Source organism: Micromonospora chersina, from assembly GCF_900091475.1.
In the GTDB taxonomy this organism is placed as follows: Bacteria; Actinomycetota; Actinomycetes; order Mycobacteriales; family Micromonosporaceae; genus Micromonospora; species Micromonospora chersina.
Map to the genome: position 1 here is coordinate 5,872,108 of NZ_FMIB01000002.1, position 26,489 is coordinate 5,898,596.

The 26,489-nt window shown below is 74.4% G+C and carries 24 protein-coding genes; 11 read left to right on the plus strand and 13 right to left on the minus strand.

Going from position 1 to position 26,489, the window contains the following annotated elements:
* Positions 1 to 153 precede the first annotated feature (153 nt).
* The 4 genes from GA0070603_RS27405 (at position 154) to GA0070603_RS31625 (ending at position 5,755) form a co-directional block, all read left to right on the plus strand.
* The gene (locus GA0070603_RS27405) at positions 154 to 645 is read left to right on the plus strand and encodes a DUF3145 domain-containing protein (RefSeq protein WP_091319620.1); all 492 of its coding nucleotides are present in this window, start codon (positions 154 to 156) and stop codon (positions 643 to 645) included.
* Between the two features lie 33 nt (positions 646 to 678).
* Complete coding sequence (locus tag GA0070603_RS27410; RefSeq protein ID WP_091319624.1) at positions 679 to 2,400, plus strand: glycoside hydrolase family 3 protein; 1,722 nt, start codon at positions 679 to 681, stop codon at positions 2,398 to 2,400.
* 95 nt (positions 2,401 to 2,495) lie between these two features.
* Positions 2,496 to 3,482, plus strand: a complete 987-nt coding sequence (locus GA0070603_RS27415) for a glycosyltransferase family 2 protein (RefSeq protein WP_279627505.1) — start codon at positions 2,496 to 2,498, stop codon at positions 3,480 to 3,482.
* On the plus strand, positions 3,479 to 5,755 hold the full coding sequence (locus tag GA0070603_RS31625; protein ID WP_091319633.1) for a DUF2298 domain-containing protein: 2,277 nt from the start codon (positions 3,479 to 3,481) through the stop codon (positions 5,753 to 5,755). Before GA0070603_RS27415 ends, GA0070603_RS31625 begins: the two co-directional genes overlap by 4 nt.
* Before the next feature lie 16 nt (positions 5,756 to 5,771).
* On the opposite strand, the gene GA0070603_RS27425 is transcribed toward GA0070603_RS31625, so the two are convergent.
* The 6 genes from GA0070603_RS27425 to GA0070603_RS27450 all read right to left on the minus strand — a co-directional run bounded on the left by GA0070603_RS27425 (position 5,772) and on the right by GA0070603_RS27450 (position 11,373).
* Positions 5,772 to 6,482: a class I SAM-dependent methyltransferase gene (locus GA0070603_RS27425; protein ID WP_091319637.1), complete on the minus strand. Its 711-nt coding sequence runs from the start codon at positions 6,480 to 6,482 to the stop codon at positions 5,772 to 5,774.
* A 105-nt stretch (positions 6,483 to 6,587) separates the two neighbouring features.
* A complete protein-coding gene (gene fabF / locus GA0070603_RS27430; protein WP_091319641.1) occupies positions 6,588 to 7,814 on the minus strand; it encodes a beta-ketoacyl-ACP synthase II in 1,227 nt (408 codons plus the stop codon).
* A gap of 2 nt (positions 7,815 to 7,816) precedes the next feature.
* Entirely contained in the window at positions 7,817 to 8,056 is a 240-nt protein-coding gene (locus tag GA0070603_RS27435; protein ID WP_007072348.1) for an acyl carrier protein, read from the minus strand.
* A gap of 87 nt (positions 8,057 to 8,143) precedes the next feature.
* Complete coding sequence (locus tag GA0070603_RS27440; RefSeq protein WP_091319644.1) at positions 8,144 to 9,088, minus strand: beta-ketoacyl-ACP synthase III; 945 nt, start codon at positions 9,086 to 9,088, stop codon at positions 8,144 to 8,146.
* Positions 9,088 to 10,029, minus strand: a complete 942-nt coding sequence (locus GA0070603_RS27445; RefSeq protein ID WP_091319646.1) for an ACP S-malonyltransferase — start codon at positions 10,027 to 10,029, stop codon at positions 9,088 to 9,090. The genes GA0070603_RS27440 and GA0070603_RS27445 overlap by 1 nt, the downstream gene beginning before the upstream one ends.
* Before the next feature lie 78 nt (positions 10,030 to 10,107).
* Positions 10,108 to 11,373: a PucR family transcriptional regulator gene (locus tag GA0070603_RS27450; RefSeq protein ID WP_091319649.1), complete on the minus strand. Its 1,266-nt coding sequence runs from the start codon at positions 11,371 to 11,373 to the stop codon at positions 10,108 to 10,110.
* 137 nt (positions 11,374 to 11,510) lie between these two features.
* Here GA0070603_RS27450 and GA0070603_RS27455 point away from each other — a divergent pair, with 137 nt between their 5' ends.
* The 3 genes from GA0070603_RS27455 (at position 11,511) to GA0070603_RS27465 (ending at position 13,482) form a co-directional block, all read left to right on the plus strand.
* A complete protein-coding gene (locus GA0070603_RS27455) occupies positions 11,511 to 12,056 on the plus strand; it encodes an orotate phosphoribosyltransferase (RefSeq protein WP_091319652.1) in 546 nt (181 codons plus the stop codon).
* A gap of 127 nt (positions 12,057 to 12,183) precedes the next feature.
* Entirely contained in the window at positions 12,184 to 12,519 is a 336-nt protein-coding gene (locus tag GA0070603_RS27460) for a hypothetical protein (RefSeq protein WP_091319655.1), read from the plus strand.
* A 36-nt stretch (positions 12,520 to 12,555) separates the two neighbouring features.
* Entirely contained in the window at positions 12,556 to 13,482 is a 927-nt protein-coding gene (locus GA0070603_RS27465) for an NADP-dependent oxidoreductase (protein WP_208862952.1), read from the plus strand.
* A gap of 10 nt (positions 13,483 to 13,492) precedes the next feature.
* Here the strand turns inward: GA0070603_RS27465 and GA0070603_RS27470 are convergent, their stop codons facing one another.
* Positions 13,493 to 14,155: a hypothetical protein gene (locus GA0070603_RS27470; protein ID WP_091319658.1), complete on the minus strand. Its 663-nt coding sequence runs from the start codon at positions 14,153 to 14,155 to the stop codon at positions 13,493 to 13,495.
* Between the two features lie 243 nt (positions 14,156 to 14,398).
* Here GA0070603_RS27470 and GA0070603_RS27475 point away from each other — a divergent pair, with 243 nt between their 5' ends.
* Entirely contained in the window at positions 14,399 to 14,995 is a 597-nt protein-coding gene (locus tag GA0070603_RS27475) for a copper resistance CopC family protein (protein ID WP_244282622.1), read from the plus strand.
* A gap of 58 nt (positions 14,996 to 15,053) precedes the next feature.
* Here GA0070603_RS27475 and gltX read toward each other — a convergent pair whose 3' ends face one another.
* The 3 genes from gltX to GA0070603_RS27490 all read right to left on the minus strand — a co-directional run bounded on the left by gltX (position 15,054) and on the right by GA0070603_RS27490 (position 19,156).
* On the minus strand, positions 15,054 to 16,463 hold the full coding sequence (gene gltX / locus GA0070603_RS27480; protein ID WP_091319661.1) for a glutamate--tRNA ligase: 1,410 nt from the start codon (positions 16,461 to 16,463) through the stop codon (positions 15,054 to 15,056).
* 87 nt (positions 16,464 to 16,550) lie between these two features.
* Positions 16,551 to 17,828: an MFS transporter gene (locus tag GA0070603_RS27485; RefSeq protein ID WP_091319664.1), complete on the minus strand. Its 1,278-nt coding sequence runs from the start codon at positions 17,826 to 17,828 to the stop codon at positions 16,551 to 16,553.
* Complete coding sequence (locus GA0070603_RS27490; RefSeq protein ID WP_091319668.1) at positions 17,825 to 19,156, minus strand: GH1 family beta-glucosidase; 1,332 nt, start codon at positions 19,154 to 19,156, stop codon at positions 17,825 to 17,827. The genes GA0070603_RS27485 and GA0070603_RS27490 overlap by 4 nt, the downstream gene beginning before the upstream one ends.
* A gap of 186 nt (positions 19,157 to 19,342) precedes the next feature.
* On the opposite strand from GA0070603_RS27490, the gene GA0070603_RS27495 reads away from it, so the two are divergent.
* The gene (locus GA0070603_RS27495) at positions 19,343 to 19,789 is read left to right on the plus strand and encodes an SRPBCC family protein (protein ID WP_091319671.1); all 447 of its coding nucleotides are present in this window, start codon (positions 19,343 to 19,345) and stop codon (positions 19,787 to 19,789) included.
* 85 nt (positions 19,790 to 19,874) lie between these two features.
* On the opposite strand, the gene GA0070603_RS27500 is transcribed toward GA0070603_RS27495, so the two are convergent.
* Positions 19,875 to 20,402, minus strand: coding sequence for a PadR family transcriptional regulator (locus tag GA0070603_RS27500; RefSeq protein WP_091319674.1), 528 nt, complete (start codon positions 20,400 to 20,402; stop codon positions 19,875 to 19,877).
* 74 nt (positions 20,403 to 20,476) lie between these two features.
* Between GA0070603_RS27500 and GA0070603_RS27505 the strand changes: the two genes are divergently transcribed.
* Positions 20,477 to 21,298 (plus strand): alpha/beta fold hydrolase, encoded by an 822-nt coding sequence (locus tag GA0070603_RS27505; RefSeq protein WP_091319677.1) that lies wholly within the window; start codon positions 20,477 to 20,479, stop codon positions 21,296 to 21,298.
* Between the two features lie 66 nt (positions 21,299 to 21,364).
* Here the strand turns inward: GA0070603_RS27505 and aceE are convergent, their stop codons facing one another.
* Positions 21,365 to 24,109 carry a pyruvate dehydrogenase (acetyl-transferring), homodimeric type gene (aceE, locus tag GA0070603_RS27510; RefSeq protein WP_091319681.1) on the minus strand — a complete coding sequence of 915 codons (2,745 nt, stop codon included), beginning with the start codon at positions 24,107 to 24,109 and terminating at the stop codon, positions 21,365 to 21,367.
* Between the two features lie 179 nt (positions 24,110 to 24,288).
* Here aceE and GA0070603_RS27515 point away from each other — a divergent pair, with 179 nt between their 5' ends.
* Positions 24,289 to 24,693, plus strand: coding sequence for a secondary thiamine-phosphate synthase enzyme YjbQ (locus GA0070603_RS27515; protein WP_167544592.1), 405 nt, complete (start codon positions 24,289 to 24,291; stop codon positions 24,691 to 24,693).
* A 19-nt stretch (positions 24,694 to 24,712) separates the two neighbouring features.
* Here the strand turns inward: GA0070603_RS27515 and GA0070603_RS27520 are convergent, their stop codons facing one another.
* A complete protein-coding gene (locus GA0070603_RS27520; protein WP_244282623.1) occupies positions 24,713 to 26,230 on the minus strand; it encodes an alkaline phosphatase D family protein in 1,518 nt (505 codons plus the stop codon).
* Positions 26,231 to 26,489 lie beyond the last annotated feature (259 nt).

Genomic DNA, 26,489 nt, shown 5'->3' on the forward strand with positions numbered 1-26,489 from the left:
TCAGCCGCCCGGGTATTTCCCGGCCGCCGGGCCCGGCGAATTTTCCGATTCGCTGGCGCACCATCCGTCACTCGGGTCATCATGTGTTGCAGAGGCCACTCGGGTGGACGAGGTCGTAGGGGAAGACGCACCTCGGCTCACCGGGAGGTCACCGTGCCAACGCGTGGCGTCGTATACGTCCACTCGACCCCGCTCGCCGTGTCCTCGCACGTCGAGTGGGCGATCGCGCGCGTCCTCGCCGCGCCGGTCAACCTGCACTGGACGGCCCAGCCCGTCGATCCCGGGGCGCGTCGCGCCGAGTGCGGGTGGACCGGCAGCCCGGGGACGGGCGCCGAACTGGCTGCTGCCCTCCGGCAGTGGCCCATGATCCGTTTCGAGGTGACCGAGGAGCCCAGCCCGGGAGCCGACGGCGAGCGCTTCATGTACGTCCCGGGGCGCGGCCTGTTCCGGGCCACCGTCGGCGCGGCCGGGGACATCCAGCTCGGCGAGGACCGGCTGCGCAGCATCATGGCGTCCGCCCGGGCCCCGGAGGCCCTCGCGCACGCCCTCGACAAGGCGCTCGGCACCGCCTGGGACGCCGAACTGGAGCCCTACCGCTACGCCGGGGACGGCGCCCCCGTGACGCTGCTCACCCGGGTGGGCTGACGAAGGTCAAGTTGCCCCGATACGGTGGGGCGCGTGTCGATTTCCCCGCGTCGCGCCGGCGTCGCGCTCGCCGCACTGACCGCGCTGCTCGTCTCCGGGTGCTCGGGTGAGCCGGAACGGCCCCGAGCGACCCCGTCGAGCCCGGCGCCGGCCCCGTCGTCGGCCGCCCCCTCGCCGACCGGCGCCGACCCGGCCGCCAGGGCGGCCGCCCTGGTGGCGACGCTCACCGACGAGGACCTGGTCGGCCAGGTGCTCATGCCGTACGCGTACGGGAGTTCGGCCACCAGGGTCTCGCCCGGGTCGGCGGCCGGCAACCGGGCCCTGGCCGGGGTCGACACCCCCGCCGAGATGGTCGCGAAGTACCGCCTCGGCGGGCTCATCCTGGTCGGCTTCAGCGCCGACGACCCCACCTCGGGCAACCAGGCCACCACGAACGTCGACAACCCGAAGCAGGTCCGCGCGCTGACCGACGGGCTGCGCGAGGCCGCCGGCCGGCTGCCCGCCGGCCCCGCCCCGTTCCTGATCGGCACCGACCAGGAGTACGGCGTGGTCACCCGGATCACCGACGGCGTCACCCTGCTGCCCAGCCCGCTGGCCGCCGGGGCCGCCGGCAACCCTTCGCTGACCGAGGCCGCCTGGCGGGCCGCCGGCGCCGAGTTGGCCGCCATGGGCGTCAACCTCGACTTCGCCCCGGTCGCCGACGTGCTGGCCACCCGCAGCACGGTGATCGGCTCCCGCTCCTTCGGCGCCGACCCGAAGACCGCCTCGGCGCAGGTGGCCGGCGCGGTCCGTGGCCTCCAGGCCGAGGGGGTCGGTTCCGCCGTCAAGCACTTCCCCGGCCACGGGCTGACCGCCGCCGACTCGCACACCGACCTGCCGGTGGTCGGGCAGTCCCGCGACGTGCTGGACCGCACCGCGTTCCCGCCGTTCCGCGCCGGGATCGACGCCGGCGCCCTGGCGGTCATGTCGGCCCACCTCGACGTCAAGGCGGTCGACCCCGGCACCCCGGCCACCTTCTCCCGCAAGCTCCTCACCGACGTGCTCCGCGGCCAGCTCGGCTTCCAGGGCGTGGTGATCACCGACGGGATGAACATGGCGCCGGCCAAGCGGTGGTCGCCGGGGGAGGCCGCGGTCCGGGCGTTGAACGCCGGCAACGACCTGATCCTCATGACCCCGAACGTGGGCCAGGCGTACGAGGGGATGCTGGCCGCGCTCAAGGACGGCTCGCTGCCCCGGACCCGGCTGGTCGAGGCCGTCACCCGGGTGCTGACCATGAAGTTCAAGCTGGCCGACCGGCCGGCGCCGGCGCTGTCGACGCTGGACAGCGCCGCGCACCGCAGGGCCGCCGCCGACCTGGCCGCCGCCGCCGTGACGATGCTGCGCGGCCGCTGCGGCAGCCCGGTGGCCGGCCCGGTCACCGTCACCTCCTCCGGTGGGCGGGACCGCACCCGGGCCGCGCTGGCGGAGGCGCTCACCGCCGCGGGCGTGAAGGTGGTGCCGAGCGGCGGCACCGTGGTGCACCTCGTCGGGTACGGCGACGGCAGCAAGGACCTGCGTGCCGACGCCACCGTGACCGTGGCCATGGACACCCCGTACGTGCTGGCCGGGGCGAAGTCGCCGACGCTGCTGGCCACCTACTCGTCCACCCGGGCGTCGATGACCGCGCTGGCCGCGGTGCTCGCCGGTAAGGCCCGCCCGACCGGCCGTTCCCCGGTCGCGGTGTCCGGCCTGCCGGCCACCACCTGCGGCACCTGACCGGGTCGGTGCCCGGCGACCCCGCTGGCCCTGACCTGCCCGGCTGGTAGCGTCGGCCCGTCCGCCGCCGCCAGGGAACCGGGGGGTCGAGTGCCGTGACCGCGCCGCAGCCGGCCCTGTCCGTGGTGGTGCCGATGTTCAACGAGGAGGCCGTCCTCCCGCTGCTCGCCGTCCGGCTGCGCGGCGTGCTGGACGGGCTCGGCGAGGCGTACGAGGTGGTGGCCGTCGACGACGGCAGCACCGACGGCACCGCGGCGGCGCTGGCCGCGCTCCGGGTCGGCTGGCCGGAGCTGCGGGTGCTCCGGCTGCGCCGCAACAGCGGCCACCAGGCCGCCCTGCACGCCGGCCTGCTCCGCGCCCGGGGCGCGTACGTGGCCAGCATCGACGCCGACCTCCAGGACCCGCCCGAGGTGATCGTCGAGCTGCTCCGCCGCGCCCGCGCCGACGACCTCGACGTGGTCTACGCCGTCCGGGCCGACCGCAGCCGCGACACCCGGTTCAAGCGGTGGACCGCGGGCGGCTACTACCGCCTGGTCCGCCGGCTGGTCGGCGAGCAGGTCCCCGCCCAGGCCGGCGACTTCCGGCTGCTCAGCCGGGCCGTCGTGGAAGCGCTGCGGGAGCTGCCCGAGCGCAACCCGGTGCTCCGGCTCGTGGTGCCCTGGCTCGGCTTCCCCAGCGGCGAGGTGACGTACGAGCGGCAGGAGCGCGCCGCCGGCCGGACCAAGTACCCGCTGTCCCGGATGGCCGGGCTGGCCGCCGAGAGCGTCACCAGCTTCTCCGCCGCCCCGCTGCGGGTGGCGACCTGGCTGGGCCTGGTCGGGGTGGCGGTCTGCGGGATGCTCGTCGTGGTGGCCGTGCTGGCCTGGTTCGCCGGCGCCACGGTCAGCGGCTGGCCCTCGCTCTACGTGGCGATCCTCTTCCTCGGCGCGGTGCAACTGCTCTGCCTCGGCCTGCTCGGCGAGTACGTGGCCCGGATCTACACCGCGGTGCAGGGCCGGCCCGCGTACGTGGTTGCCGGCGACAGCGCCGCCGCCGGGCCGGACCGTCCGGACCCGGCCGAGCTGGCCGACAGCCTGCGGTGACCGCCCTCGCCGCCGGCGCCGCCCCGGCGGCCGTCGACCCGCGCCGCCGTCCCGCCGCCCTGCGCTGGGCGCCGGCCGTCGCCGCCTACGCCGCCGTGGTCGCCGTGCTGCTCGCCGCCGACACCCCGGTCGCCCCGATCGCCCGCTGGACGGCGTACGCGGCGCTGGCCGTGCTGCTCCCCGGCACGCTGGTGTTCCGCGCGCTGCGCCGCCGGCCGCACACAGTGGTCGAGGACCTGGCCATGGGCGCGGCGGTCGGCCTGGTGCTGGAGCTTGTCGCGTGGGCCGGGTTCACCGCCCTCGGGCTGCCCGGGTGGCTACGGCTCTGGCCGCTGGCCGTGGTGGGGCCGTTCGCCGCCGTGCCGCGGCTGCGCCGGCACTGGCGGGTGCGGTACCCGACCGTGGCGCCGGCGGGGTGGGCCTGGTCGCTGGCGGGGGTGGTGGTCGGCTTCACCCTCTACCTGTACGGCTCGTTCCTCGCCGTCAACCCGGTGCTGCCCGCCGACGAGGGGCAGGCACAGTACATCGACCTCGCCTTCCAGCTCTCCATCGCGGGGGCGGCCACGCACCAGGTGCCGCCCGAGGTGCCGCAGGTCGCCGGGGAGCCGCTGCACTACCACTGGTTCGGCTTCGCCCACCTGGCCGCCACCAGCCTGGTCAGCGGCGTCGACCTGCCCACGGTGCTGTTCCGGCTCGCCGTTCCCGCGCTCTGCGCGCTCGCCGCCGTGCTGGTCGCCGTTGTCGGCTGGCGGATCACCGGCCGGCCGTACGCCGGGGTGGTGGCCGCCGCGCTGCTGTTCACCGTGGGCGAGTTCGGTTTCGAGAACGGCTGGCGGCAGCTCTTCGGCAGCCAGGCCACCTTCATCGTCTGGGGCAGCCCGTCGATGACGTACAGCTGGGTGCTGCTGCTGCCACTGATCGCCGTGCTCGGCGAGATCGTCGGCCGGGCCCGCGGGGTGGCCGTGCCCGCGCTGGGCCGCGGCGCGTGGCCGCTGGCGGTCCTGTTCCTGGCCGCGTCGACAGGCGCGAAGGCCAGCACCCTGCCGGTGGTGCTGGCCGCGCTCGGGCTCACCGCGGCGGCCACCCTGCTGGTCCGCCGCCGGCCGCCCCGGGGCGTGCTGGTCGCCGCCGGGCTGGCGCTCGCCGCGCAGTTCTTCGCCACCGCCGTGCTGTTCGCGTTCGAGAGCCACGGCGTGGTCCTGGACCCGTTCTCCGGGCTGCGCCCGTACGTCCCGACCGACCGGAAGGCCGGGGTGACGGCGCTGTGCTGGGTGCTGGTGGCGGTGGCGTTCCTGCTCAACCTCCAGCTCCGGGTGGCCGGCGCCCTGGCCCTGCTCCGGTTGCGCCGGTGGCGGCTCGAACCGGTGCAGGTGTTCCTGCTCGGGGGCGCGCTCGCCGGCCCGGCCATCTACCTGCTCGTCGGGCATCCCGGCAGCAGCAACCAGTACTTCACCCGCACCGGGTTCGCCTTCGGCGTGCTCCTGTCCGCCTGGGGCTGGGCCGAGGTGGCCGACCGGGCCGCCCTCTCCACCCGGGGCCGGTGGCTGCTCGGCGCGGGCACCGCCGGGCTCGCCGTGCTGCTCACCGCGGTGCAGCTCGACTCCGCGGTCAGCACGCCCGCCGTTCCCGCGTACGCCCCGGTGCTGCCGCTGCTCCTCTGGGCCGCCGCGCTGGCCGTGCCGGTGGTGCTGGCGGCCCTGTGCTGGCCGGCCCTCGTGGGGCGCTGGCCCGGGCTGGCCGGCCGGGGCGGGCTGGTGCTGCTCACCGCCCTGCTGGCCGCCGGGGCGCCGGGGCTGGTCATGGACGCCGCGGCCACCCGGGTCTACCCGAACGGCGGGGCGTACCCGGTGGTGGCGATGCCGGCCTCCCGGGTCGAGGCGGCCCGCTGGGTGCGGGCGCACAGCGCCCCGGACGACGTGCTCGCCACCAACGCGCACTGCCGGGAGGTGGTGGACGGCTGGTGCGACGCCCGCTCGTTCTGGCTCAGCGGCTACGCCGAGCGGTCGGTGCTGGTCGAGGGCTGGGCGTTCGCGCCCCGGATGGTCGGCCGGCCGGAGGGCCCGTACGCGCCGTTCTGGGACGCCGGCCGGCAGCGCGCCAACGACACGGCCTTCACCGCACCCACGGCCGCCGGCCTGGCCGCCCTCCGCGACCGGTACGGCGTGCGCTGGCTGGTGGTGGACCGGCAGGTCGGCGCCGAGGCGCCGGCCCTGCGGACGCTGGCCGACCTGCGCTTCGAGAACTCCCGCACGGCCGTCTACCGGCTGCGCTGAGCGGTCCGCCCCGGGATCAGGACGGGCGGTGCGCGCGCAGCATCAGCGACACCCCGGGCAGCGCCTTCACGGGCAGGTGGCGCTCGGCCGCGACCACCGTGCGCAGGCCCAGGTTCACCAGCGGGTGCAACTCGTCCAGGTCGGAGCCGGTGGACCGGCGGCGACGCCAGGCGGCCACCGGGCGCAGCAGCACGTTCCAGCTCCACAGCTCGTCGAGCGCCAGCCCGGCCTTCGCCACCACGGCCCGCAGCCCGGCACGGTCGTAGCGGCGTACGTGCCCGACCGCCACGTCGTGCGCCGACCAGAGCCGCATGTCGGCCGGCACCGCGATCAGCGCCGTCCCGCCGGGGCGCAGCACCCGCCGGATCTCGGCGGCGGCGAGGTGGTCCTCGTCGAAGTGCTCCAGGATGTCGAAGGCCACCACCAGGTCGAGGCCCGCCGAGGGGACCGGCAGGTGGCGGGCGTCGGCCCGGATGACGTCCAGGCCCCGCTCCCGGGCCACCCCGGCGCCCTCCGCGCTGTACTCCAGGGCGAGCGGCCGCCAGCCGTGTGCCCGCAGCACCCGGGTGTTCCCGCCACCGGCCGCGCCGATGTCCAGCGCCCGGCCCGGATGGACGCCGGTCGCGGCCAGCCGCCGCAGCGCCCGGCCCAGCAGGACCCGCCGCTCCCGGTACCACCAGTGGGTGTCCTCCAGCGCGGCGAGCTTACGGATCTCGGTCGCTTCCACGCGTGGTGCTCCTCGACGGCTCGGCGGCCCTCACCCTAACCGGCCGGGACGCGCTCGGGGCCCGCGTCCGGTGCGGACGCGGGCCCCGAAGCGGGTACGCCGTGCTCAGGGCCGGGTGAACACCAGGGCCACGTTGTGCCCGCCGAAGCCGAACGCGTTGTTCAGCGCCGCGGGGATCTCCAGGTGGCGGGCCTTGTGCGCGGCCACCTCCAGGGAGAGGCCCTCGTCCGGGTCGTCCAGGTTGATCGTCGGGGGTACGACCCCGTCCCGGATGGCCAGGATGGTGGCGATCGACTCCAGCGCACCGGCCGCGCCGAGCAGGTGCCCGGTCATCGACTTGGTGGCCGTCAGCAGGGGGTGGTCGCCCACCGCCTTGTGCAGCGCGCCGATCTCCAGCATGTCGCCGACCGGCGTGGAGGTGGCGTGCGCGTTGACGTGCTTGATGTCGGTCTTCGCGACGTCCGCGTCGGCGACCGCCTTGGCGATGGCCCGGATGGCGCCCTCGCCCTCGGCGTGCGGCTGCACGATGTCGTACGCGTCCGAGGTGATCCCGGCGCCGGCGAGGCGCGCGTAGACCCGGGCGCCGCGGGCGGCGGCGTGCTCGGCGCGCTCCAGGACCACCACGCCCGCGCCCTCACCGAGGACGAAGCCGTCGCGGCCCTTGTCCCACGGGCGGGACGCCTTCTCCGGCTCGTCGTTGCGGGTCGACATGGCCCGCATCGAGGCGAAGCCGGCGATCGGCAGCGGGTGGATGACCGCCTCGGTGCCGCCGGCCACCACCACGTCGGCCCGGCCGGAGCGGATGATGTCCAGCCCCAGCGCGATCGCCTCCGCGCCGGTCGCGCAGGCGCTGGCCACCGAGTGCACGCCGGCCTTGGCGCCGAGTTCCAGCCCGACCCAGGCGGCCGGGCCGTTCGGCATCAGCATCGGCACGGTGTGCGGGGAGACCCGCCGCGGGCCGGACGCCTCCAGGATGTCGTCCTGGGCGAGCAGGGTGGTGGCGCCGCCGATGCCGGAGCCGACGCTGACCGCCAGCCGCTCCGGGTCCAGCCCGGAGTCGGCCAGGCCGGCGTCCGCCCAGGCCTGCTGCGCCGCCACGATGGCGATCGCCTCGGACCGGTCGAGCCGGCGCAGCTTGACGCGGTCCAGCACCGTCGACGGGTCGACGGCGAGCTGTGCGGCGATCCGGACGGGCAGTTGCGCGGCCCACTCCTGGGTGAGCGCACTCACCCCGGAGCGGCCCGCGAGCATGGCGTCCCAGGTCGACGCGACGTCCCCGCCGAGCGGGGTCGTCGCGCCGAGCCCGGTGACGACGACGTCGGGACGACTCATGATCAGGACTGCGCCTCGATGTAGCTGACGGCGTCGCCGACGGTCTTGAGGTTCTGCACCTCGTTGTCCGGGATCTTGACGCCGAACTTCTCCTCGGCCGCCACCACGACCTCCACCATGGAGAGCGAGTCGACGTCGAGGTCGTCGGTGAAGGACTTCCCCTCGGCCACGTCGTCCGGGTTCACCCCGGCAACCTCTTCGAGGATCTCGGCGAGGCCGGCGGTGATCTCGTCACGGGTCATTGCGGTGGGTTCCTCTCATCGGGGGTTCACTCGACGGTCGGCGACGCCGGCCGTCACACCTCGGCGCGCTCGCGCCCGAGGGGGTCTTCAGGGGCAGCGGACGACCTGACCGGCGTAGGTCAGGCCGCCGCCGAAGCCGAACAGCAGCACCGGGGCGCCCGCGGGCACCTCCCGCCGCTCGACAAGCTTCGACAGGGCCAGCGGCACGCTCGCCGCCGAGGTGTTGCCGGACTCGACGATGTCCTTGGCGATGATCGCGTCCGGGATGTTGAGCCGCTTCGCGATGCCGTCGATGATCCGGGCGTTGGCCTGGTGCGGCACGAACGCGGCCAGCTCCGACGGGTCCACCCCGGCCTTCTCGCAGGCCTGGAGCGCGAGCGGGGCCAGGGCCGTGGTGGCCCAGCGGAAGACCGCCTGCCCCTCCTGCGCGATGTACGGCCGCCAGCCCTCGATCCGGACCGCGTCGCTCTTCTCCGGCACCGAACCCCACACCACCGGACCCACACCGGCCGGCTCACCCTCGGCGGCCGCGGTGACCACGGCCGCACCGGCGCCGTCGCCGAAGATGATGCAGGTCGAGCGGTCGGTCCAGTCGGTGAAGTCGGAGAGCTTCTCCGCGCCGATGACGATCGCGTTGCGCGCCGCCCCGGCCCGGATGGCGTGGTCCACGGTGCCGAGGGCGTACGCGAAGCCCGAGCAGGCGGTGTTGATGTCGTACGCGCCCGGCGCGCTGATGCCGAGCTTGGCCGCGACCCGGCAGGCCACGTTCGGGCTGCGGTCCACCGAGGTGCAGGTGGCCACCACGACGAGGTCGATGTCGGCGGCCGTGAGGCCCGAGTTGGCCAGCGCCTTGCCGGCGGCGGCGGCGGCCATGTCGGCCACCGTCTCGTCCCCGGCGATCCGGCGGGTGACGATGCCGACCCGGTCCCGGATCCACTCGTCGTTCGTGTCGACCATCTGGGCGAGGTCGTCGTTCGTGACCACGCGGGAGGGCTGGTAGTGCCCCATCGCGACGATCCGGCTGCCGGGCATCAGTTGTTACCTTCCGTTCCCCGCCCGCCGTGGCGGGCGATCAGGTCCCGCGCCGCGGGCAGGTCGTCGGGGGTGTTCAGGGTGACGATCTCCGGCGCGCCCTCGCCCTTGAGTTCGCGCTTGACCAGGCCGGCCAGGGTGCCGGCCGGCGGCAGTTCGATCACGCCGGTGACGTCGAGGTCGGCCAGCGTGCGCATGCACAGGTCCCAGCGGACCGGGGCGGTGACCTGGCGGACCAGCCGCCGCACCAGCTCCCGGCCGTCGGTGACCGCGCCGCCGTCCAGGTTGGAGAGCAGCGTCCGGGCCGGGTCGGCCGGGGTGATGTCCGCGGCCACCTCAGCCAGCGCGGCCTCGGCCGGGGCCATGTACGGCGTGTGGAAGGCGCCGGCCACCTTCAGCATGATCACCCGGGCCCGGGCCGGCGGCTCGGCGGCCAGCTTCTCCAAGCCGGTCACCGCGCCGGCGGCGACGATCTGGCCGGCGCCGTTGCGGTTGGCCGGGTGCAGCCCGTGCGCCTCCAGGGCGGCGAGCACCTCGTCGGGGTCGCCGCCGAGCACGGCGGCCATCCCGGTCGGCTCCAGCGCGCAGGCGGCGGCCATCTCCCGGCCGCGTACGCCGGCGAGGGTCACGGCCGACTCGGCGGTCAGCACCCCGGCCAGGGCCGCGGCGCCCAGCTCGCCGACGCTGTGGCCGGCGACCACCGCGACCTCGTCCATGGGCAGGTGCTCGCCGGCGAGCAGCGCGGCCGCCACCAGCAGCGGCTGGGTGCGGGCGGTGTCCTTGATCTCGTCCGCGTCGGCCTCGGTGCCGAGGTGGAGCAGGTCGACCCCGGCCAGCGCCGACCACGAGCGCAGGCGCTCCGCCGCACCGGGCAGGTCGAGCCAGGGGGTCAGGAAACCGGGCTTCTGGGAACCCTGTCCGGGTGAGAGTACGGCGAGCACGTCTACGACTCTGACGGATACTCGCGGGTCGCGCTGTAACGCACGGCACCAAACCGCACTAGAAGCTTTGGAGGGAACCTACAAAGATCGGCGCCGATCATCACCTGTCTGCGGCGTTTTGTTGGCACCTGGGGCGGATGTCTGGCTCGGGACCGGTGCGACACCCGGGACCACCGGGTCGAGCCGCCCCACCGTCAGGGCCACCTGCAGGGTGAACGCGTCGCGGGGCGTGAGCGGGGAGAAGCCGGCCACCTCGGCGACCCGCTTCAGCCGGTAACGCACCGTGTTCGGGTGTACGAAGAGCGCCCGCGCCGCGCTCTCCAGCGTGCCGCCGGCCGCGAAGAACGCGTCAAGTGTCTCCAGCAGTTCGCCGCCGGCCCGGGCCAGGGGCGCGTACACGTCGTGGCGCAGCCGCCGGCGGGCCTCGGCGTCCCCGGCCAGGGCCCGCTCGGGCAGCAGGTCGGCGGCGGAGACCGGGCGGGGCGCGGTCGGCCAGGCCGGCGCGGCCCGGAAGCCGGCCAGGGCGGCGCGCGCCGAGTCGGTCGCCTCGTCGAGGCTGGGCACGGCCGGGCCCACCACCACGGGGCCCTCCCCGAACGCGGTGAGCAGCTTCTCCGTGGCCGCCACCGGGTCGGCCGCCCCGCCCAGCACGATGACCAGCCGGTCGCCGTGCACGCCGCCGATCACCTCGACCCCGATCCGGCGGGCCTGCCGGTAGACGGTGTGCAGCACGGCCGCCACCTCGCCTCCCGGGGAGCGGCCCACGGCCACCGCCACCGGCGGCGCGTCCGACCAGCCCAGCGCCGCCGCCCGGCTGGCCAGCACGTCCGGCGAGTCACCCCGCAACAGCGCGTCGACCAGCAACGCCTGCAAGCGGGCGTCCCAGGAGCCGCGGGTCTCGGCGGCGCGGGCGTAGACCCGGGCGGCGGCGAAGGCGATCTCCCGGGAGAAGCGCAGCACCGCCTCCCGCAGCAACTGCTCCTCGCCCTTCACGGCGAGGTGCGACACCTGCTCCTCGACCACCTCGATGGTCACCTTGATCAGCGCGACGGTCTGCTGGAGGGTGATCGAGCGCGCGAGGGCCTGCGGCGCGGCGGCGAAGACCTCGTCCGACACCTCCTGGGTGCTGTCGGTCGCGCCGCCGCCCTGGTGCAGCCACTGCACCAGCGACCGGACACCCGCCTGGGCGACCACCATGACCCAGGAGCGCTGGTCGGCCGGCAGCTCCCGGAACCAGGGCAGCGTCTCGTCCATCCGCGCCACGCTGGCGGTGGACAGCGCGCCCGCCGCCCGCTCGATACGGCGCAGCGTCGCCGACAGTTCGGTCCCGCCCGGTTCACTCACGGCATTCCCTCGGCTCGCGACTGCGGGGCTCACTCCTCGCGCTCACGGCACCAGCCTGACACGCCCTGACCAGCGACTCCACTTCGAGGCCCGCCCGCCGGGCCGGCGACGGCGGCCGGCGGCGACAATGGTTTCCCGTGACCGACACCCCGCGCGCCCTCGCCGACCTCGCCCGCGACATCGACGCCACCTGCCGCCTCACCGGGCGCTTCGTGCTCCGCTCCGGCCGGACCGCCGACGAGTACTTCGACAAGTACCAGTTCGAGGCCGACCCGGTGCTGCTGGACCGGGTCGCCGCCAGCCTGGCCAGGCTGGTCCCGCCCGGCACGGAGGTGCTGGCCGGCCTGGAGATGGGCGGCATCCCGGTGGTCACCGCGCTGGCCCGGCACGTCGGGCTGCCCTGCGCGTTCGTCCGCAAGACCGCCAAGGCGTACGGGACCGCCCGGCTGGCCGAGGGCGCGGACATCGCCGGGCGGCGGGTCCTGGTGGTCGAGGACGTGCTGACCTCGGGCGGCCAGGTGGTGATCTCCACGGGCCAGCTCCGCGAGCTGGGCGCGACCGTCGAGCACGCGCTGTGCGTGATCGACCGGGGCGAGGGCGGCGCGGAGGCCCTCGCCGACCACGGCATCGCCCTGCGCGCCCTGCTCACCCGCGCCGACCTGGACGCCGCCCGCCGCCCCTGACCGATCCCCTCCCGGACGATCTCCACGGGTACGCGCTGACGAGCCCGTCGGGCCCGGCCAGTACGGTGTCAGAGCACGTCGGGGTGACGACCGCCCGACGGGCGATGGCGAGTGTGAGGAGACCGGGATGGCGCACGGGGAGGCCGAGCACGGCTGCGCCCAGGGCGAGCCCTGCCGGCCGGGCCACCACGACCAGCAGGCGTCCGCCAAGCACCCGCGCCGGACGGGCCTGACCCATCCGGGCGAGCCGGCCGCCGGCTGGACGCCCGAGCGCGCGGACGACGAGCCGCCCGTGCCCCGCCAGCGGGCCGCCGAGCCGGCGACCCCGGCCGGGCCCGAGCCGGAGCCGGCGCAGGGCTGCCTCAGCGACCTGCCCGGTTGGGCGGGCGCCCACCGGCACGGCGCGGTCCGTCCGCGCAGCCGTGCGGTGCGCCGGGAGCGACCGCCCCGCCGCTGGTGCTGACCCCACGGTCGCCGTCCGGCGACTAGCGTGGGCCGGGTGAAGGCGATCGCGATCGACGCGTACGGCGATGTCGACCGGCTCACCCTGCGCGAGTTGCCCAGCCCGCCGGTGGGACCGGACACGGTCCTGGTCCGGGTGCGGACCGCCGGGGTGAACCCGGTCGACGGGAAGATCCGCGAGGGGCACCTGGCCGCCCTGATGCCGAGCCACTTCCCGCTGGTGCCCGGCTGGGACGCCGCCGGGGTGGTCGAGGCGGTCGGGCCGGCGGTGGCCGGGTTCGCCGTCGGTGACGAGGTGATCGGCTACGTCCGGCGCGACGACGTGCAGCACGGCACGTACGCGGAGCTGGTCCCGGCCCCGGAGCGGTGCCTGGCGGACAAGCCGGTGCAGGCGTCCTGGGCCGAGGCGGGCGGGCTGCCGCTGGCCGGGCTCACCGCCTACCAGGCGTTGCAGCTGGCCCGCACCGGCGCCGGCGACACGGTGCTGGTGCACGGCGCGTCGGGCGGGGTGGGGCACCTGGCGGTGCAGCTGGCCCGGGCGCTCGGCGCGGGCCGGGTGATCGGCACGGCGAGCGAGGCCAACCACGACTTCGTCCGGTCGCTGGGGGCGGAGCCGGTCAGCCACGGCGACGGCCTGCTGGACCGGGTCCGCGCGGTCGCGCCCGACGGGGTGGACGTGGCGCTGGACCTGTTCGGCGGCGACGCGCTGGACGTCTCCGCCGCGCTGCTCGCCCGGCCGGCGCGGCTGGTCTCCACCGCCGACCCGGAGCACGTCACCCGGCTCGGCGGCAGCTACGTCTTTGTGAAGCCGTCCACGGCCGACCTGAGCGTGCTGGCCGGGCTTGTCGACGCCGGCCGGCTCGCCGTGCACGTGACCCGGACGTTCCCCCTGGCCGAGGCGGCCGAGGCGCAGCGCCTGGTGGCGGCGGGACACGTCCGGGGCAAGGTGGTGCTGGAGGTCTGAGCCGGACGGCTCAGCGGGTGCGGCGGCGCACCAGCAGCGCGATGCCGGCGAGCCCGGCGGTGATGACGACCATCACCCCGACGTTGAGCAGCAGCAGCCGCTGGAGTTCGCCGAGCGCCTCGTCGATGTCCTGCACCGGGTCGAGGGCTTCCTCCGGGATGACCCGCTCGCCGCCGCCGATGCCGCCGCTGATCGTGTCGAACTGCCGGTCCAGCGGCACTCCCACGGTGCGCAGCGTCTCGGACATGTTGAGCCGCCCGAAGAACCAGCCGGCCCGGGTCTTGCTCAGGTCGGGCTGCTTGGCCGGCCGGTAGACCCGGGGGCCGCCCTTGGCGAGCGGGTAGAGGTCGTAGGTCTTCGTCGGCGAGCCCGCGTAGAGCACCACGACCGTGTACTTGGGACCGAGGTCCTTGGCGGCCGGGCCGCGCTGCTGGCCGCTGGCGCCCAGCCACTTGACCTGGTCGACGACCATGTTCACCTCGGCGGGCCGGCTGTCGGCGCGCAGTTGCAGCGGCTGGTCGAGCCGGTGGCCGGTGATGTCCACACCGGCCGGTGCGAGTTTGGGCTTGGGCGCCGCCTGCGCCGCCGTGGTGCCGGCGAGGGCCAGCGAGCACGCGGTCGCCACCACCACTCCGGCCACGGCGGCCAGCAGCCGCTTCACCTTACGGACCATCGCCGCCTCCTCGCCCCGTTCGATGGGTGGCTTCCGCTGCAGATCGCGCTGGACCGGCCGACGGTGGCCGCCGGGCGCGGGCCGGCGTCCACCTTCAAAGACTCCGCAGGATGTCGCTGGGTTGCAGCTGCTGGGAGAGTATTTGGAACTATTTGCGATCTGCGACCGACCAACAGAGCGGCCGATGATCGGCGGCCGGATCGTACCCGGATGGAGGGGTTCATGGGGGGCAGGGTCGCCCGCGTGGCGCGTGGCTTGTTGGTGCTCGGGTTGGCGGCCGCGGTGCCGGTGCTGCTGCCGGCCGCGCCGGCGGCCGCGCACAACTCGCTGACCGGCAGCGATCCGAAGAACGGGGCGCGGGTGGCCACCGCGCCGAAGCGGATCGAGCTCCGGTTCCTCGCCTCGCCGGCGCCCGCCACGACGAAGATCACAGTCACCGGGCCGGACAACGTGCCCGCCACGGGCGGCGCGCCCACGTTCGCCGCCAACCGGGTCAGCGTGCCGTTCACCCCGGGCGCGGCCGGCCTCTACATCGTGGCGTACCGGATCGGCTCGGCCGACGGCCACCCGGTCAGCGGGGAGGTCCGCTTCACCCTGACCACCGGCACGGCCGCCGCGCCGCCGTCGACCACCGCCGTGCCGAGCGGCGCCGCGCCGACCAGCGCCGCGCCGGGCACGCCCGCGGGCTCGCCGGCGACGTCCGCGGCGAGCCCGGCGCCCGCGGCGGACGAGGCGGACGACGACGGGGGTACGGGGTGGCTGTGGGCGATCGGCGCCGCCGTGGTGCTGGTCGCGCTCGGCGCGGGCCTGCTGCTGCGCCGCCGGTCCACCCGCGGCTGACCCCGCGTACGCGAGAAGGGGCCCGCCGGACGACCGGCGGGCCCCTCACGATCCGGGGTCAGAACAGGCGCACCCGGGCGGCCCGCAGCCGGGTCAGGGTGCGGTCGCGGCCGAGCACCTCCAGCGACTCGAACAGCGGCAGCCCGACGGTCCGGCCGGTCACCGCGACCCGGACCGGGGCCTGCGCCTTGCCCAGCTTCAGGCCGCGCTCCGCGCCGACCGCCTCCAGCGTGGACTTCAGCGACTCGGCGTCCCAGGACTCCAGCGCCTCGAACGCGGCGATCGCCGCGTCCAGCAGGTCGGCCGCGCCCTCCTTCATCGCCTTGGCCCAGGCCCCCTCGTCGATGAGCGGGTCGGCCAGGAAGAGGAAGTCGACGTTCGGCACGATCTCGCTGAGCACCGCGATCCGGGTCTGCGCGAGCGGCGCCACGGCGGCGAACGCGGCCGCGTCGAACTCGGCCGGCTGCCAGGGCGGCGGGGCGATCGTGTCGGTGCCGGTCAGCCAGGGCTGGCAGGCGGCGATGAACTCCTCGACCGGCAGCGCCCGGATGTAGTCGCCGTTGAACGCCCGCAGCTTCTTCTCGTCGAAGAACGCGGGGGAGGGGTTCACCTCCTCCAGCCGGAACTCGTCCTCGATGACCGACCAGGGCACGATCTCCCGGTCGCCGGAGGGCGCCCAGCCGAGCAGCATGAGGTAGTTGCGCATCGCCTCGGCGAGGTAGCCCTCGTCGCGGTACGCCTCCAGGGCGACCTTGTCCCGCCGCTTGGACAGCTTCTGCCGCTTCTCGTTGACCACCACGGGCACGTGCGCCCAGATCGGCGGCTTGACCCCGAGCGCGTCCCAGAGCAGCTGCTGCTTGGGCGTGTTGGGCAGGTGCTCCTCGGCCCGGATCACGTGGGTGATCCCCATGGTCATGTCGTCGACGACGTTGGCCAGCAGGAAGACCGGCGAGCCGTCGCCGCGGGCGATGACGAAGTCCTCGATCAGCTTGTTCTCGAAGGTCGGCTCGCCGCGGATCAGGTCGACCACCACGGTCTCGCCCTCGTCCGGGGTGCGGAACCGCAGCGCCCGGCCCTCGCCGGGGCCGAGGCCCTTGTCGCGGTGGTAGCCGTCGTAGCCCTGGTACTGGGAGCCGGTGCGCGCCTGTACGTCCTCGCGGGTGCAGTCGCAGTAGTACGCCCGGCCGCCCTCGTAGAGCCGCTGGGCGGCGGCCCGGTGCTCACCCGCGTACGAGGACTGGAAGTACGGGCCCTCGTAGCTGCCCCGGGCGATGCCGATCCAGTCGAGCGCGGAGAGGATGCCCTCGGTCCATTCGGGCTTGTTGCGGGCCGCGTCGGTGTCCTCGATGCGGAGCACGAACACCCCGCCCTGCTGCTTGGCGTAGATCCAGTTCTGCAGGGCCGAGCGGGCGCCGCCGACGTGGAACATTCCGGTCGGGGAGGGGGCGAAGCGTACACGTACCGTCACGCCCCCCAGCCTACGGCGGCCCGCGACCGCATAAGGAAGGGCCCCTTCTTAACGCCTCGTGAGGGTAAAGGGGCCCTTCCTCACACGTCAGGGCACCGAGCGGATCTTCAGGACGAGGACGCTGCCGACCAGGGTGACCGCCGCGGTGACCGCGTACAGGGTGGGGTAGCCGCCCAGGTGGACCACGATCGGGGCGGAGAGCGCCGGGCCGAGCACCTGCGGCGCCGAGTTGGCGATGTTGATCACGCCGAGGTCCTTGGCCCGGTCGGTGGCGGCGGGCAGCACCTGGGTGATGAGCGCGGCGTCCACGGCCAGGTAGACGCCGTAGCCGGCGCCGAGCAGCAGCGCGGCGACGATCGCCATGGGCCAGGTCGGTGCCACGGCGAGCAGCACCGCCGCCACCGCCATGATCAGCCCGGAGACGATCACGAAGACCTTGCGCCGGCCCGAGCGGTCGGAGAGGCGTCCGGCCACCACGGCCGTGAGCATCATGCCCAGGGTGTAGAGCAGGATCAGCACCAGCAGGGCGCCCTCGGGGTCGGCCACCCGCACCCCGTCGGTGAGGAAGTAGAGCAGGTAGAGCGTGCCCAGCGCGTTGCCGGTCTGCACCAGGAAGCGGGTGAACCAGGCCCAGGCGAAGTCGGGGTGCCGGCGCGGGCTGATCCACATCGAGGCGAGCAGCGCCCGCGCCCGCAGCGGCGACCGGTGCTCGCGCGGCAGCGGGTCGTCCTGGGTGAGCAGCGCGAACGGCAGGGACAGCAGCAGCACCGCGAGCGCGATGGCGGCGTACCCGGCGGCGTTGCCGGTGACCACGGCGGTGACCAGCACCGCGCCGACCACCAGGCCGAGCGCCTGCGGGATGCCCACCCAGCCGGAGACGCCGCCGCGCTGCGCCACCGGGACCCGGTCGGGGATGGCCGCGGTGAGGCTGGCCAGCATGGCGTTGAAGCAGACCTGGGCGGCGACCCAGGCGACCGCCACCCCGGCGATGCTGTCCTGCCGGGCCAGCACCACGAGGGCGAACGCGCCGACCACCGCCCCGCACGCGGTCCAGACGTGCCGGCGGCCGAAGTGCCGGTTGGCCAGCCGCAGCGAGGTACGGTCCGACAGCGCGCCCGCGAGGGGGTTGGCCAGCACCGCGGCCAGCGCGCCGAGACCGGTGACCACCGCGAGCATGGCCTCCTTGTCGCCCGGCGCGATGCGTTCCACCTGCTGCGGCAGGAGCACCTGGATGGGGGTGAAGAAGGCCATCCAGACGCCCAGGTTGGCCGCGAAGATCAGCGCGATCCAGCTCCGCCGCACCGGCACCGTCGGCTCGGCGAGCGCCGCCGGCAGCGAGGCCGGCGTGGGGTTGACGGTGGTCATCGCCGGACCAGGTCCCGGAACCAGGCGTACGACGACTTCGGCGTGCGCCGCTGGGTGGCGTAGTCGACGTGCACGAGGCCGAACCGCTTGGTGAAGCCCTCGGCCCACTCCCAGTTGTCCAGCAGCGACCAGACGAAGTACCCGGTCACCGGCACCCCGGCGGCCATCGCCTCGTGCACCGCCCGCAGGTGCCCGTCCAGGTACGCGATCCGGTCCGGGTCGGGCACCCGGCCGTCGGCGTCCGGCTCGTCGTCGTACGCGCAGCCGCTCTCGGTGATCTGGATGGGCGGCAGGGCGTCGCCGTACCGGTGGTGGAGTTGGAGCAGCAGCTCGCGCAGCCCGTCCGGGGCCACCGGCCAGTCGAAGGCGGTGCGCGGGTAGCCGTCCAGCGGCACGATCTCGAACGGCAGCGGCGAGTCCTCCTCGGCGGGCGCCCGGATGCCGGTCGGGTTGTAGTAGTTCACCCCGAGCACGTCGACGGGCGCGGCGATCACGTCGAGGTCGCCGGCGCGCACCACGGCCGGGTCGAAGCCCAGCTCCTCCGGGTAGCCGCGCCCGAGCAGCGGGTCGGTGAAGAGCCGGTTGTGCAGCGCGTCGTACGCCGCCCCGGCGGCCCGGTCGGCGTCGGTCTCCCCGGCCAGGCGCACCGGTGAGTAGTTGTTGGCGATGGCCACCGGCGCGGTGCCGCGGGCGCGCAGCGCGGAGACCGCGAGGCCGTGCCCGAGGAGCTGGTGGTGGGCCACCGGGAAGGCGTCGAAGAGCAGCATCCGGCCGGGGGCGTGGACGCCCATGCCGTGCCCGAGGCTCATGTGGATGAACGGCTCGTTGAGGGTGATCCACAGCTTCACCCGGTCGCCGAGGCGGGCGGCGACCAGGTCGGCGTACTCGGCGAAGCGGTCGGCGCTGTCCCGGTTCAGCCAGCCGCCGGCGTCCTCCAGGGCCTGCGGCAGGTCCCAGTGGAAGAGGGTGGCGACCGGGTCCACGCCGGCGGCGAGCAGGGCGTCCACCAGCCGGTCGTAGAAGTCGAGCCCGGCCGGGTTCGCCGGGCCCGCGCCGGTGGGCTGGATCCGGGGCCAGGCGATGGAGAACCGGTACGCGGACACCCCGAGCCCGGCCAGCAGCCCGACGTCCTCGGCGTAGCGGTGGTAGTGGTCGCACGCCTCGTCGCCCGTGCTGCCGTCGACGATCCGGCCGGGGGAGTGGGCGAAGGTGTCCCAGATGGACGGCCCGCGGCCGTCGGCGGTGACCGCCCCCTCGATCTGGTACGCGGAGGTGGACACCCCCCACCGGAAGCCGGCGGGGAACTCGGGCATCGGCGCGCTCGTCATTCGCCCTCCCAAAACGCGAAGCGTGCTCGCGACTCTAGGGCTCGGGGGGCCGACGCGCCATAGGCCCAGGAGGGCAGTCGTGGCAAGGGTTTTCGGCGTGTCTTTTCCGAAGCCGTCCACTTAAGTCCGATTTACACATAGAGTGCCGAATATCGCGGATGTGTTTTAAGTGGGGGAAAGATAGACATGATCCTCGTGGAACGCAGTGCGCACGTGGTGGCGCCGGTGGAAGCGGTCTGGGACGTCGTGCAGCGGGCCGAGCAGTTGCCGGCCTGGCTGGCGGGTGTCCGCGCGGCCGAGGTCCTCTCCGGGGAGGGCTTCGGGCGGCGCCAACTGGTCCAGGCCGGGCGCGGCGCGGCACACGAGGCCGAGGTCATCGCCTACCAGGAGCCGACCCTGATCGGGTGGCGCGAACGGGCCAGGGGCGCCGGGGCCCGGGCCGAGGCGCGCACCGAGATCTACGTACAGCTGACCCCGGACGAGGAGGAGGGCGGGACCGTCGTGCGGCTCATCGTCGTGCGGTGGCCCGCCGGACCCGTCAAGGCCGCTCTGCTCCGGCTCGGGCTGCGCCGGGTCGGCGCCGATCTGGAGGACTCGCTGGCCCGGCTCACCGACCTGGCCGCCGTCGGCTGACCGAGCCCGTCCCGGCGCCACCCGCGACGACGATGGTCCGGCGTCCCCGCCAGGGACGCCGGACCATCGTCGCCTCCGCGCGCGCTCAGCCCGCCCGCAGTTCGGAGATGGTCGCCCGGAGCCAGGACCGCTCGGCCCGGCTGATCTCCCTGGCCATCACCAGCATCCCGCGCCGGAAGGGATCGGCCTGCTCGGCGGCCCGCTGCGGCCGGTCGTCGGTGGCGAAGAAGCTCGCCGGCTGGTCGAGGAAGGCCAGCCGGCGTTCGAGCACCGCCGCCTGCGCGGCCGGGTCGGCGAGCTGGCCCAGGAACGCGAGCAGGGTGAAGAAGCGGTTCTGGTCGGTGACGTCCAGCTCCGCCGGATCCCGCAGCCGCCGCCGCAACTCCTCCCGCCCCGCCGCCGTGAGCGAGAGGGTGTGCCGCGGCGCCGCCGCCGCGCCGGGCTCCCGCTGCCGGTTGACCAGCCCGGCCCGCTCCAACCGGTTGATCGCCGGATAGAGGCTGCCGTCGCTCACCGGCCGGGCGTACCCGGCGAGGCGCGTGATGCGGCTCTTCAGCTCGTACCCGTGCAGCGGCTCCTCGCCGAGGAACCCCAGGATCGCCAACTCCAGCACCCCCGCATTCTGCCTTGCCCGCCGCCCGAATACCTCGATACGGTGTACCTCGCTTCGAGGTACAGGAGGATCGCATGCGCGTCAGGGGACACGGCGGGACCCGGCTCAACGTGGTCGACTTCGGCGGCGAGGGCCCCGGCATCCTGCTGCTGCACGGGCTCACCGGCCGGGCCGCCAACTGGACGGCCACCGCCCGCTGGCTCACCCGCCACGGGCGGGTGGTGGGCTACGACGCCCGCGGGCACGGCCACAGCGACAAGCCCGACGGCCCGTACGACCGCGCGGCGTACGTCGGCGACGCGATCGCGGTGATCGAGGGGCTCGACCTCGGCCCGGCGCTGGTGGTCGGCCACTCGATGGGCGGCCTCACCGCCTGGCAGCTCGCCGGGGCCCGGCCGGACCTGGTCCGCGGCGTGGTGATCGCCGACATGAACCCGGTGACCCCGCCCGACCTGGTCGACCGCTGGCGTCGGTGGCTTGCCGACTGGCCGGTGCCCTTCCCGACCCTGGCCGACGTGCGCGACTACTTCGGCGCCGCTCGGCGCACCGAGGGGGAGTCCTTCGTGGAGGTGATGGCCGGCGGCCCGGACGGCTGGCGCCCGCTGGCCCGCCCCGCGCACGTGCTCGCCTCCCTGGCGCACTGGGCGGACCGCGACCACCGCCGGGAGCTCGGCCCGGTCCGCTGCCCGGCGCTCGTGGTGGCCGGGGCGGAGAGCGACCAGCCGGTCGACCGCCAGCGGGAGATGGCCGCGCTGCTGCCCGACGGCCGGTTCGCGCTGGTGCCCGACGCCGGGCACGTTCTGCACTACGACAACCCGGCCGGCTGGCGTGCGGCCGTCGAGCCGTTCGTCGCCGAACTGATCCCGGCCCGGCGGGACCCGGTGCCCGCCGGCTAGCCGGACCGTCGGTGGAGACGACGAAGGGCCCGGCGCGGGTGCGCCGGGCCCTTCGTGCGGGACAGGTCAGCTGTCGCCGCCGGTCTCCCCGACCGGAGCGGCGTTGACGTCGTCCAGCGCGTACTTCTTGGCGGCCTCGGCCGGCACGTGGGCCGGCACCGCGCCGCGCAGGGCGAGCTGGCGCAGCGCGGCGACGGCCACCGACTCGGCGTCCACGTGGAAGTGGCGGCGCAGGGCGTGCCGGGTGTCCGACATGCCGAAGCCGTCGGTGCCGAGCGAGGTGTAGTCGCCGGGCACCCAGCGGGCGATCAGGTCCGGCACCGCGCGCATCCAGTCGCTGACCGCGACCTTCGGCCCGTCGGCGTCGGCCAGCTTCCGCTGGATGTACGGCACCCGCTGCTCGCCGCCCGGGTTGAGCAGGTTGTGCTCCTCGCACTCCACCGCGTCCCGGCGCAGCTCGGTCCACGAGGTCACCGACCAGACATCGGCGGCGACGCCCCAGTCCTCGGCGAGCAGCTTCTGCGCCTTGAGCGCCCACTGCATGCCGGTGCCGGAGGCCAGGATGTTGGCCTTCGGGCCGTCCTCCTCGACCTGCGGTGCCGGCGAGTAGCGGTAGATGCCCTTGACGATGCCCTCGACGTCCACGCCCTCCGGCTCGGCCGGCTGGAAGATCGGCTCGTTGTAGACGGTCAGGTAGTAGAAGATGTTCTCCTGCGCCTCGCCGTACATGCGGTGCAGGCCGCTCTCCATGATGTGCGAGATCTCGAACGCGAACGCCGGGTCGTAGGCGGCCACCGCCGGGTTCGTGGCGGCGAGCAGCAGCGAGTGGCCGTCCTCGTGCTGGAGGCCCTCACCGTTGAGCGTGGTCCGGCCGGCGGTCGCGCCGAGCAGGAAGCCCCGCGCCATCTGGTCGGCCGCCGCCCAGAGCCCGTCGCCGGTCCGCTGGAACCCGAACATCGAGTAGAAGATGTAGAGCGGGATCATCGGCTCGTCATGCGTGGCGTACGCCGTGCCGGCCGCCGTGAACGAGGCGACCGAGCCGGCCTCGTTGATGCCCTCGTGCAGGATCTGGCCGGTGGTGGCCTCCTTGTACGACAGGAACAGCTCCCGGTCCACCGAGGTGTACCGCTGGCCGTGCGGCGAGTAGATCTTCGCCGTCGGGAAGAGCGAGTCCATGCCGAAGGTGCGGGCCTCGTCCGGGATGATCGGCACCCAGCGCTTGCCGAACTCCTTGTCCTTCATCAGGTCCTTGAGCAGGCGGACGAAGGCCATGGTGGTGGCGACCTTCTGCTTGCCCGAGCCGCGCTTGACGTCGGCGAACCGCTCCGGGCCCGGGATCTGCAGCGTCTTGCCGGTGGTCCGGCGGGTCGGCAGGTAGCCGCCGAGCTGCTTGCGCCGCTCGTGCAGGTACTCCATCTCGTCGGACTTCTCGCCCGGGTGGAAGTACGGCGGGAGGTACGGGTTGTCCTCCAGCTGCTTGTCCGGGATGTCCAGGTAGAGCCGGTCGCGGAAGAGCTTCAGGTCCTCCAGCGTCAGCTTCTTCATCTGGTGGGTGGCGTTGCGGGCCTCGAAGTGCGAGCCCAGCGTCCAGCCCTTGATGGTCTTGGCCAGGATCACCGTCGGCTGGCCGGTGTGCTCCATGGCCGCCTTGTAGGCCGCGTAGAGCTTCCGGTAGTCGTGGCCACCCCGCTTGAGGTTCCAGATCTCGTCGTCGCTCAGGTGCTCGACCATCTTGCGGGTCCGCGGGTCGCGCCCGAAGAAGTGCTCCCGGACGTACGCGCCGGACTCCGCCTTGTAGGTCTGGTAGTCACCGTCGGGCGTGGTGTTCATGAGGTTGACCAGGGCGCCGTCGGTGTCCGCCGCGAGCAGCGGGTCCCACTCCCGGCCCCAGACCACCTTGATGACGTTCCAGCCGGCGCCCCGGAAGAACGCCTCCAGCTCCTGCATGACCTTGCCGTTGCCCCGCACCGGGCCGTCCAGCCGCTGCAGGTTGCAGTTGATCACGAAGGTGAGGTTGTCCAACTCCTCGCGGGCGGCCACGCCGATCGCGCCGAGCGACTCGACCTCGTCCATCTCACCGTCGCCGAGGAACGCCCAGACGTGCTGCTGGGAGGTGTCCTTGATGCCCCGGTGGTGCAGGTAGCGGTTGAACCGGGCCTGGTAGATCGCGTTCATGGGCCCGAGGCCCATGGAGACGGTGGGGAACTCCCAGAAGTCCGGCATGAGGCGCGGGTGCGGGTACGACGGGAGGCCGCCGCCCGGGTGCGACAGCTCCTGCCGGAAGCCGTCGAGCTGGTCGGCGCTGAGCCGCCCCTCCAGGAACGCCCGCGCGTACATGCCGGGGGAGGCGTGGCCCTGGTAGAAGATGTGGTCGCCGCCGCCCGGGTGGTCCTTGCCCCGGAAGAAGTGGTTGAAGCCCACCTCGTAGAGGGACGCCGAGCTGGCGAAGGTCGAGATGTGGCCGCCCACGCCGATCTCCGGCCGCTGCGCCCGGTGCACCAGCATGGCGGCGTTCCACCGGATGTACGCCCGGAGCCGCCGCTCGATGTGCTCGTCACCCGGGAACCAGGGCTCGCGCTCCGGCGGGATGGTGTTGATGTAGTCGGTGGTCGTCAGCGACGGCACCCCGACCTGGCGCTCGCGGGCCCGCTCGAGCAGGCGCAGCATGACGTAGCGGGCGCGCTTGGTTCCGCGCTCGTCGATGACACCGTCAAGCGACTCGACCCATTCGCTGGTCTCTTCAGGGTCGATGTCCGGAAGCTGGCTCGGCAGACCAGCGGTGATCACCGGGCGCTTGCGTTCCGTAGCCACAGGCGTTCCCTCGGTTCTGTGTGGGATAGGTCTCTAGCGCCATCCTGCCCCCTGGTGGCGCTCGTCGTCACGTCTCCCTCCCCCAGACGCGACGCTGAACACAGGTACTCACCAGTAACTTTGTGCGACGGCGGGCCGTCCCGCGGCAGCACGTGGGGTGGGCCGGCAGAATGCGCCGTATGCGTAGTGAGGTGATCACCGTCCAGACCGGGTCGCGGCCGACCGTCCGGGACATCACCAGCGAGGCGGAGCGGTTCGTCGCCGGGCAGGGGGACGGCCTGCTGCACGTCTTCGTCCCGCACGCCACCGCCGGGCTGGCGATCATCGAGACCGGCTCCGGCTCGGACGACGACCTGCTGCGGGCGCTGGACGACCTGCTCCCCGCCGACGACCGCTGGCGGCACCGGCACGGCTCGCCCGGGCACGGCCGGGACCACGTGCTGCCGGCCTTCGTCCCCCCGTACGCCACCCTGCCGGTGCTCGGCGGGCGGATCCAGCTCGGCACCTGGCAGTCGATCTGCCTGATCGACACCAACGGCGACAACCCGAGCCGGCAGGTCCGCTTCTCCTTCCTGCCCGGCTAGAGCCGCGTGCCGCCCCGGGTCAGGGGCGGACGGTCTCCGACTCCACCGTCTGCCGGCCCAGGTCGGCCCTCTCCGGGGCCAGGCCGCGGGCGGCGGCCGGCGGCGCGTCGTACGTCAGGTTCAGGCCCGGCACCCGGTCCTCGATGACGAAGGTGGCCCGGGTGTGCGCGGGCGCGTCCGGCCGGCTCACGTACGGCAGCACGTCGAAGTTCGCGGCGAGCTGCGCCGGGGTGATCGTGGTGCGGACGTAGCCGCGCAGGTTGTTCTGGAAGCGCAGGTGCGGGTTGAACCTCAGCCACGGGTGCGAACCGGTGGCCGAGTCCGCGCCGTCGCCGCCGGAGGTGATCGAGGAGCAGACCAGCTCGCTGCCGACGGTGCGGGAGGTCGGGTCGGCGTAGTCCAGCTTGAGGTCGCTGGCCCAGTGCGCGTGCACGTCGCCGGTGAGCACCACGGGGTTGCGCACCCCGGCGGCCACCCAGCCCCGGGTGATCCGGTCCCGGGAGGCGGCGTACCCGTCCCAGGCGTCCATGCCGGTCACCGTGAGCGGGCCGGAGTTGTTGTCCCGCTGGGCGAAGAAGACCTGCTGGCCGAGGATGTCCCAGCGGGCCTCGGAACGGCGGAACCCGTCCAGCAGCCACGCCTCCTGCTCGGCGCCGGTGATCGACCGGGCCGGGTCGTACGCCGCCGGGCAGTCCTTGTAGCCGTCGCCGCAGCCCTGGTCGTCCCGGTACTGCCGGGTGTCGAGCATGTGGAAGGTGGCCAGCCGGCCCCAGCGGACCCGCCGGTAGAGCTGCATGTCGATGCCGCGCGGGATCGAGGTGCGCCGCAGCGGCATGTTCTCGTAGTACGCCTGGAACGCCGCCGCCCGGCGCGCGAGGAAGTCCGGGTCCGGCGCCTCGGGCACCTCGTCGGCCCAGTTGTTCTCCACCTCGTGGTCGTCGAAGACCACCACCCAGGGCGCGACCGCGTGCGCCGCCTGGAGGTCGGTGTCGGTCTTGTACTGGGCGTGCCGCTGCCGGTAGTTGGCCAGCGTCCGGGTCTCCGGCCCCTCGTGGTCGCGCGGGTTGCCGCCCGGCACGGTGTAGGTGTCCGGCGCGTACTCGTACTGGTAGTCGCCGAGGTGCAGGATCAGCTCCGGCTCGGTCTCGGCCAGCCGCCGGTAGGCGGTGAAGTATCCGTGCTCGTACTGGGAGCAGGAGACGAAGCCCATGGCCAGCGCGGCCGGCAGGTGCCACGGCGCCGGCGCGGTGCGGGTGCGCCCGACCGGGGAGATCCACCCCTCGGCCCGGAACCGGTAGAAGTACTCCCGGCCGGGGAGCAGCCCGTCCAGCTCGACGTGCACGCTGTGCGCCGACTCCGGGCGGGCCGGCTCGACGCCGCGGCGGACCACGTGCCGGAAGTTCTCGTCGGCGGCCAGTTCCCACTGCACCGGCACCGACCGGGACGGCATCCCGCCCAGGCCGTCCTCGGCCAGGGGCTCGGGCGCCAGCCGGGTCCAGAGCACGAAGCCCTCGTGGTCCGGGTCGCCCGAGGCCACCCCGAGGGTGAACGGGTCGCGGCGCAGCGGGCCGGGCGGCCGCCGCGCCGGCCACGGCCGGCAGCCCGGTCACCGCGCCGGCGGCGCCGAGCGCCGCGCCGCTGAGCAGGATGGTACGTCGGGACAGTGCCATCGGTTTCCTCCCCGGAGTCCGGTTCCTCGACTCCGGGCAGCCTCGCGACCGTCGATGTCCGCCAGGTGGCCGGCAGGCGACCGGGGACGGCACTTCTTGCCGAACAGCGGCCGGCGGCGGGAACTT

Excerpts from the sequence above, each read along its gene's own strand:
- GA0070603_RS27435 (WP_007072348.1), bottom strand. The coding sequence starts at position 8,056 with ATGACCCGTGACGAGATCACCGCCGGCCTCGCCGAGATCCTCGAAGAG.
- GA0070603_RS27460 (WP_091319655.1), top strand. The coding sequence starts at position 12,184 with ATGGCGCACGGGGAGGCCGAGCACGGCTGCGCCCAGGGCGAGCCCTGC.
- GA0070603_RS27505 (WP_091319677.1), top strand. The coding sequence starts at position 20,477 with ATGCGCGTCAGGGGACACGGCGGGACCCGGCTCAACGTGGTCGACTTC.
- fabF (WP_091319641.1), bottom strand. The coding sequence starts at position 7,814 with ATGAGTCGTCCCGACGTCGTCGTCACCGGGCTCGGCGCGACGACCCCG.
- GA0070603_RS27495 (WP_091319671.1), top strand. The coding sequence starts at position 19,343 with ATGATCCTCGTGGAACGCAGTGCGCACGTGGTGGCGCCGGTGGAAGCG.
- GA0070603_RS27515 (WP_167544592.1), top strand. The coding sequence starts at position 24,289 with ATGCGTAGTGAGGTGATCACCGTCCAGACCGGGTCGCGGCCGACCGTC.
- GA0070603_RS27440 (WP_091319644.1), bottom strand. The coding sequence starts at position 9,088 with ATGCCCGGCAGCCGGATCGTCGCGATGGGGCACTACCAGCCCTCCCGC.
- GA0070603_RS27490 (WP_091319668.1), bottom strand. The coding sequence starts at position 19,156 with ATGACGAGCGCGCCGATGCCCGAGTTCCCCGCCGGCTTCCGGTGGGGG.
- GA0070603_RS27485 (WP_091319664.1), bottom strand. The coding sequence starts at position 17,828 with ATGACCACCGTCAACCCCACGCCGGCCTCGCTGCCGGCGGCGCTCGCC.
- GA0070603_RS27470 (WP_091319658.1), bottom strand. The coding sequence starts at position 14,155 with ATGGTCCGTAAGGTGAAGCGGCTGCTGGCCGCCGTGGCCGGAGTGGTG.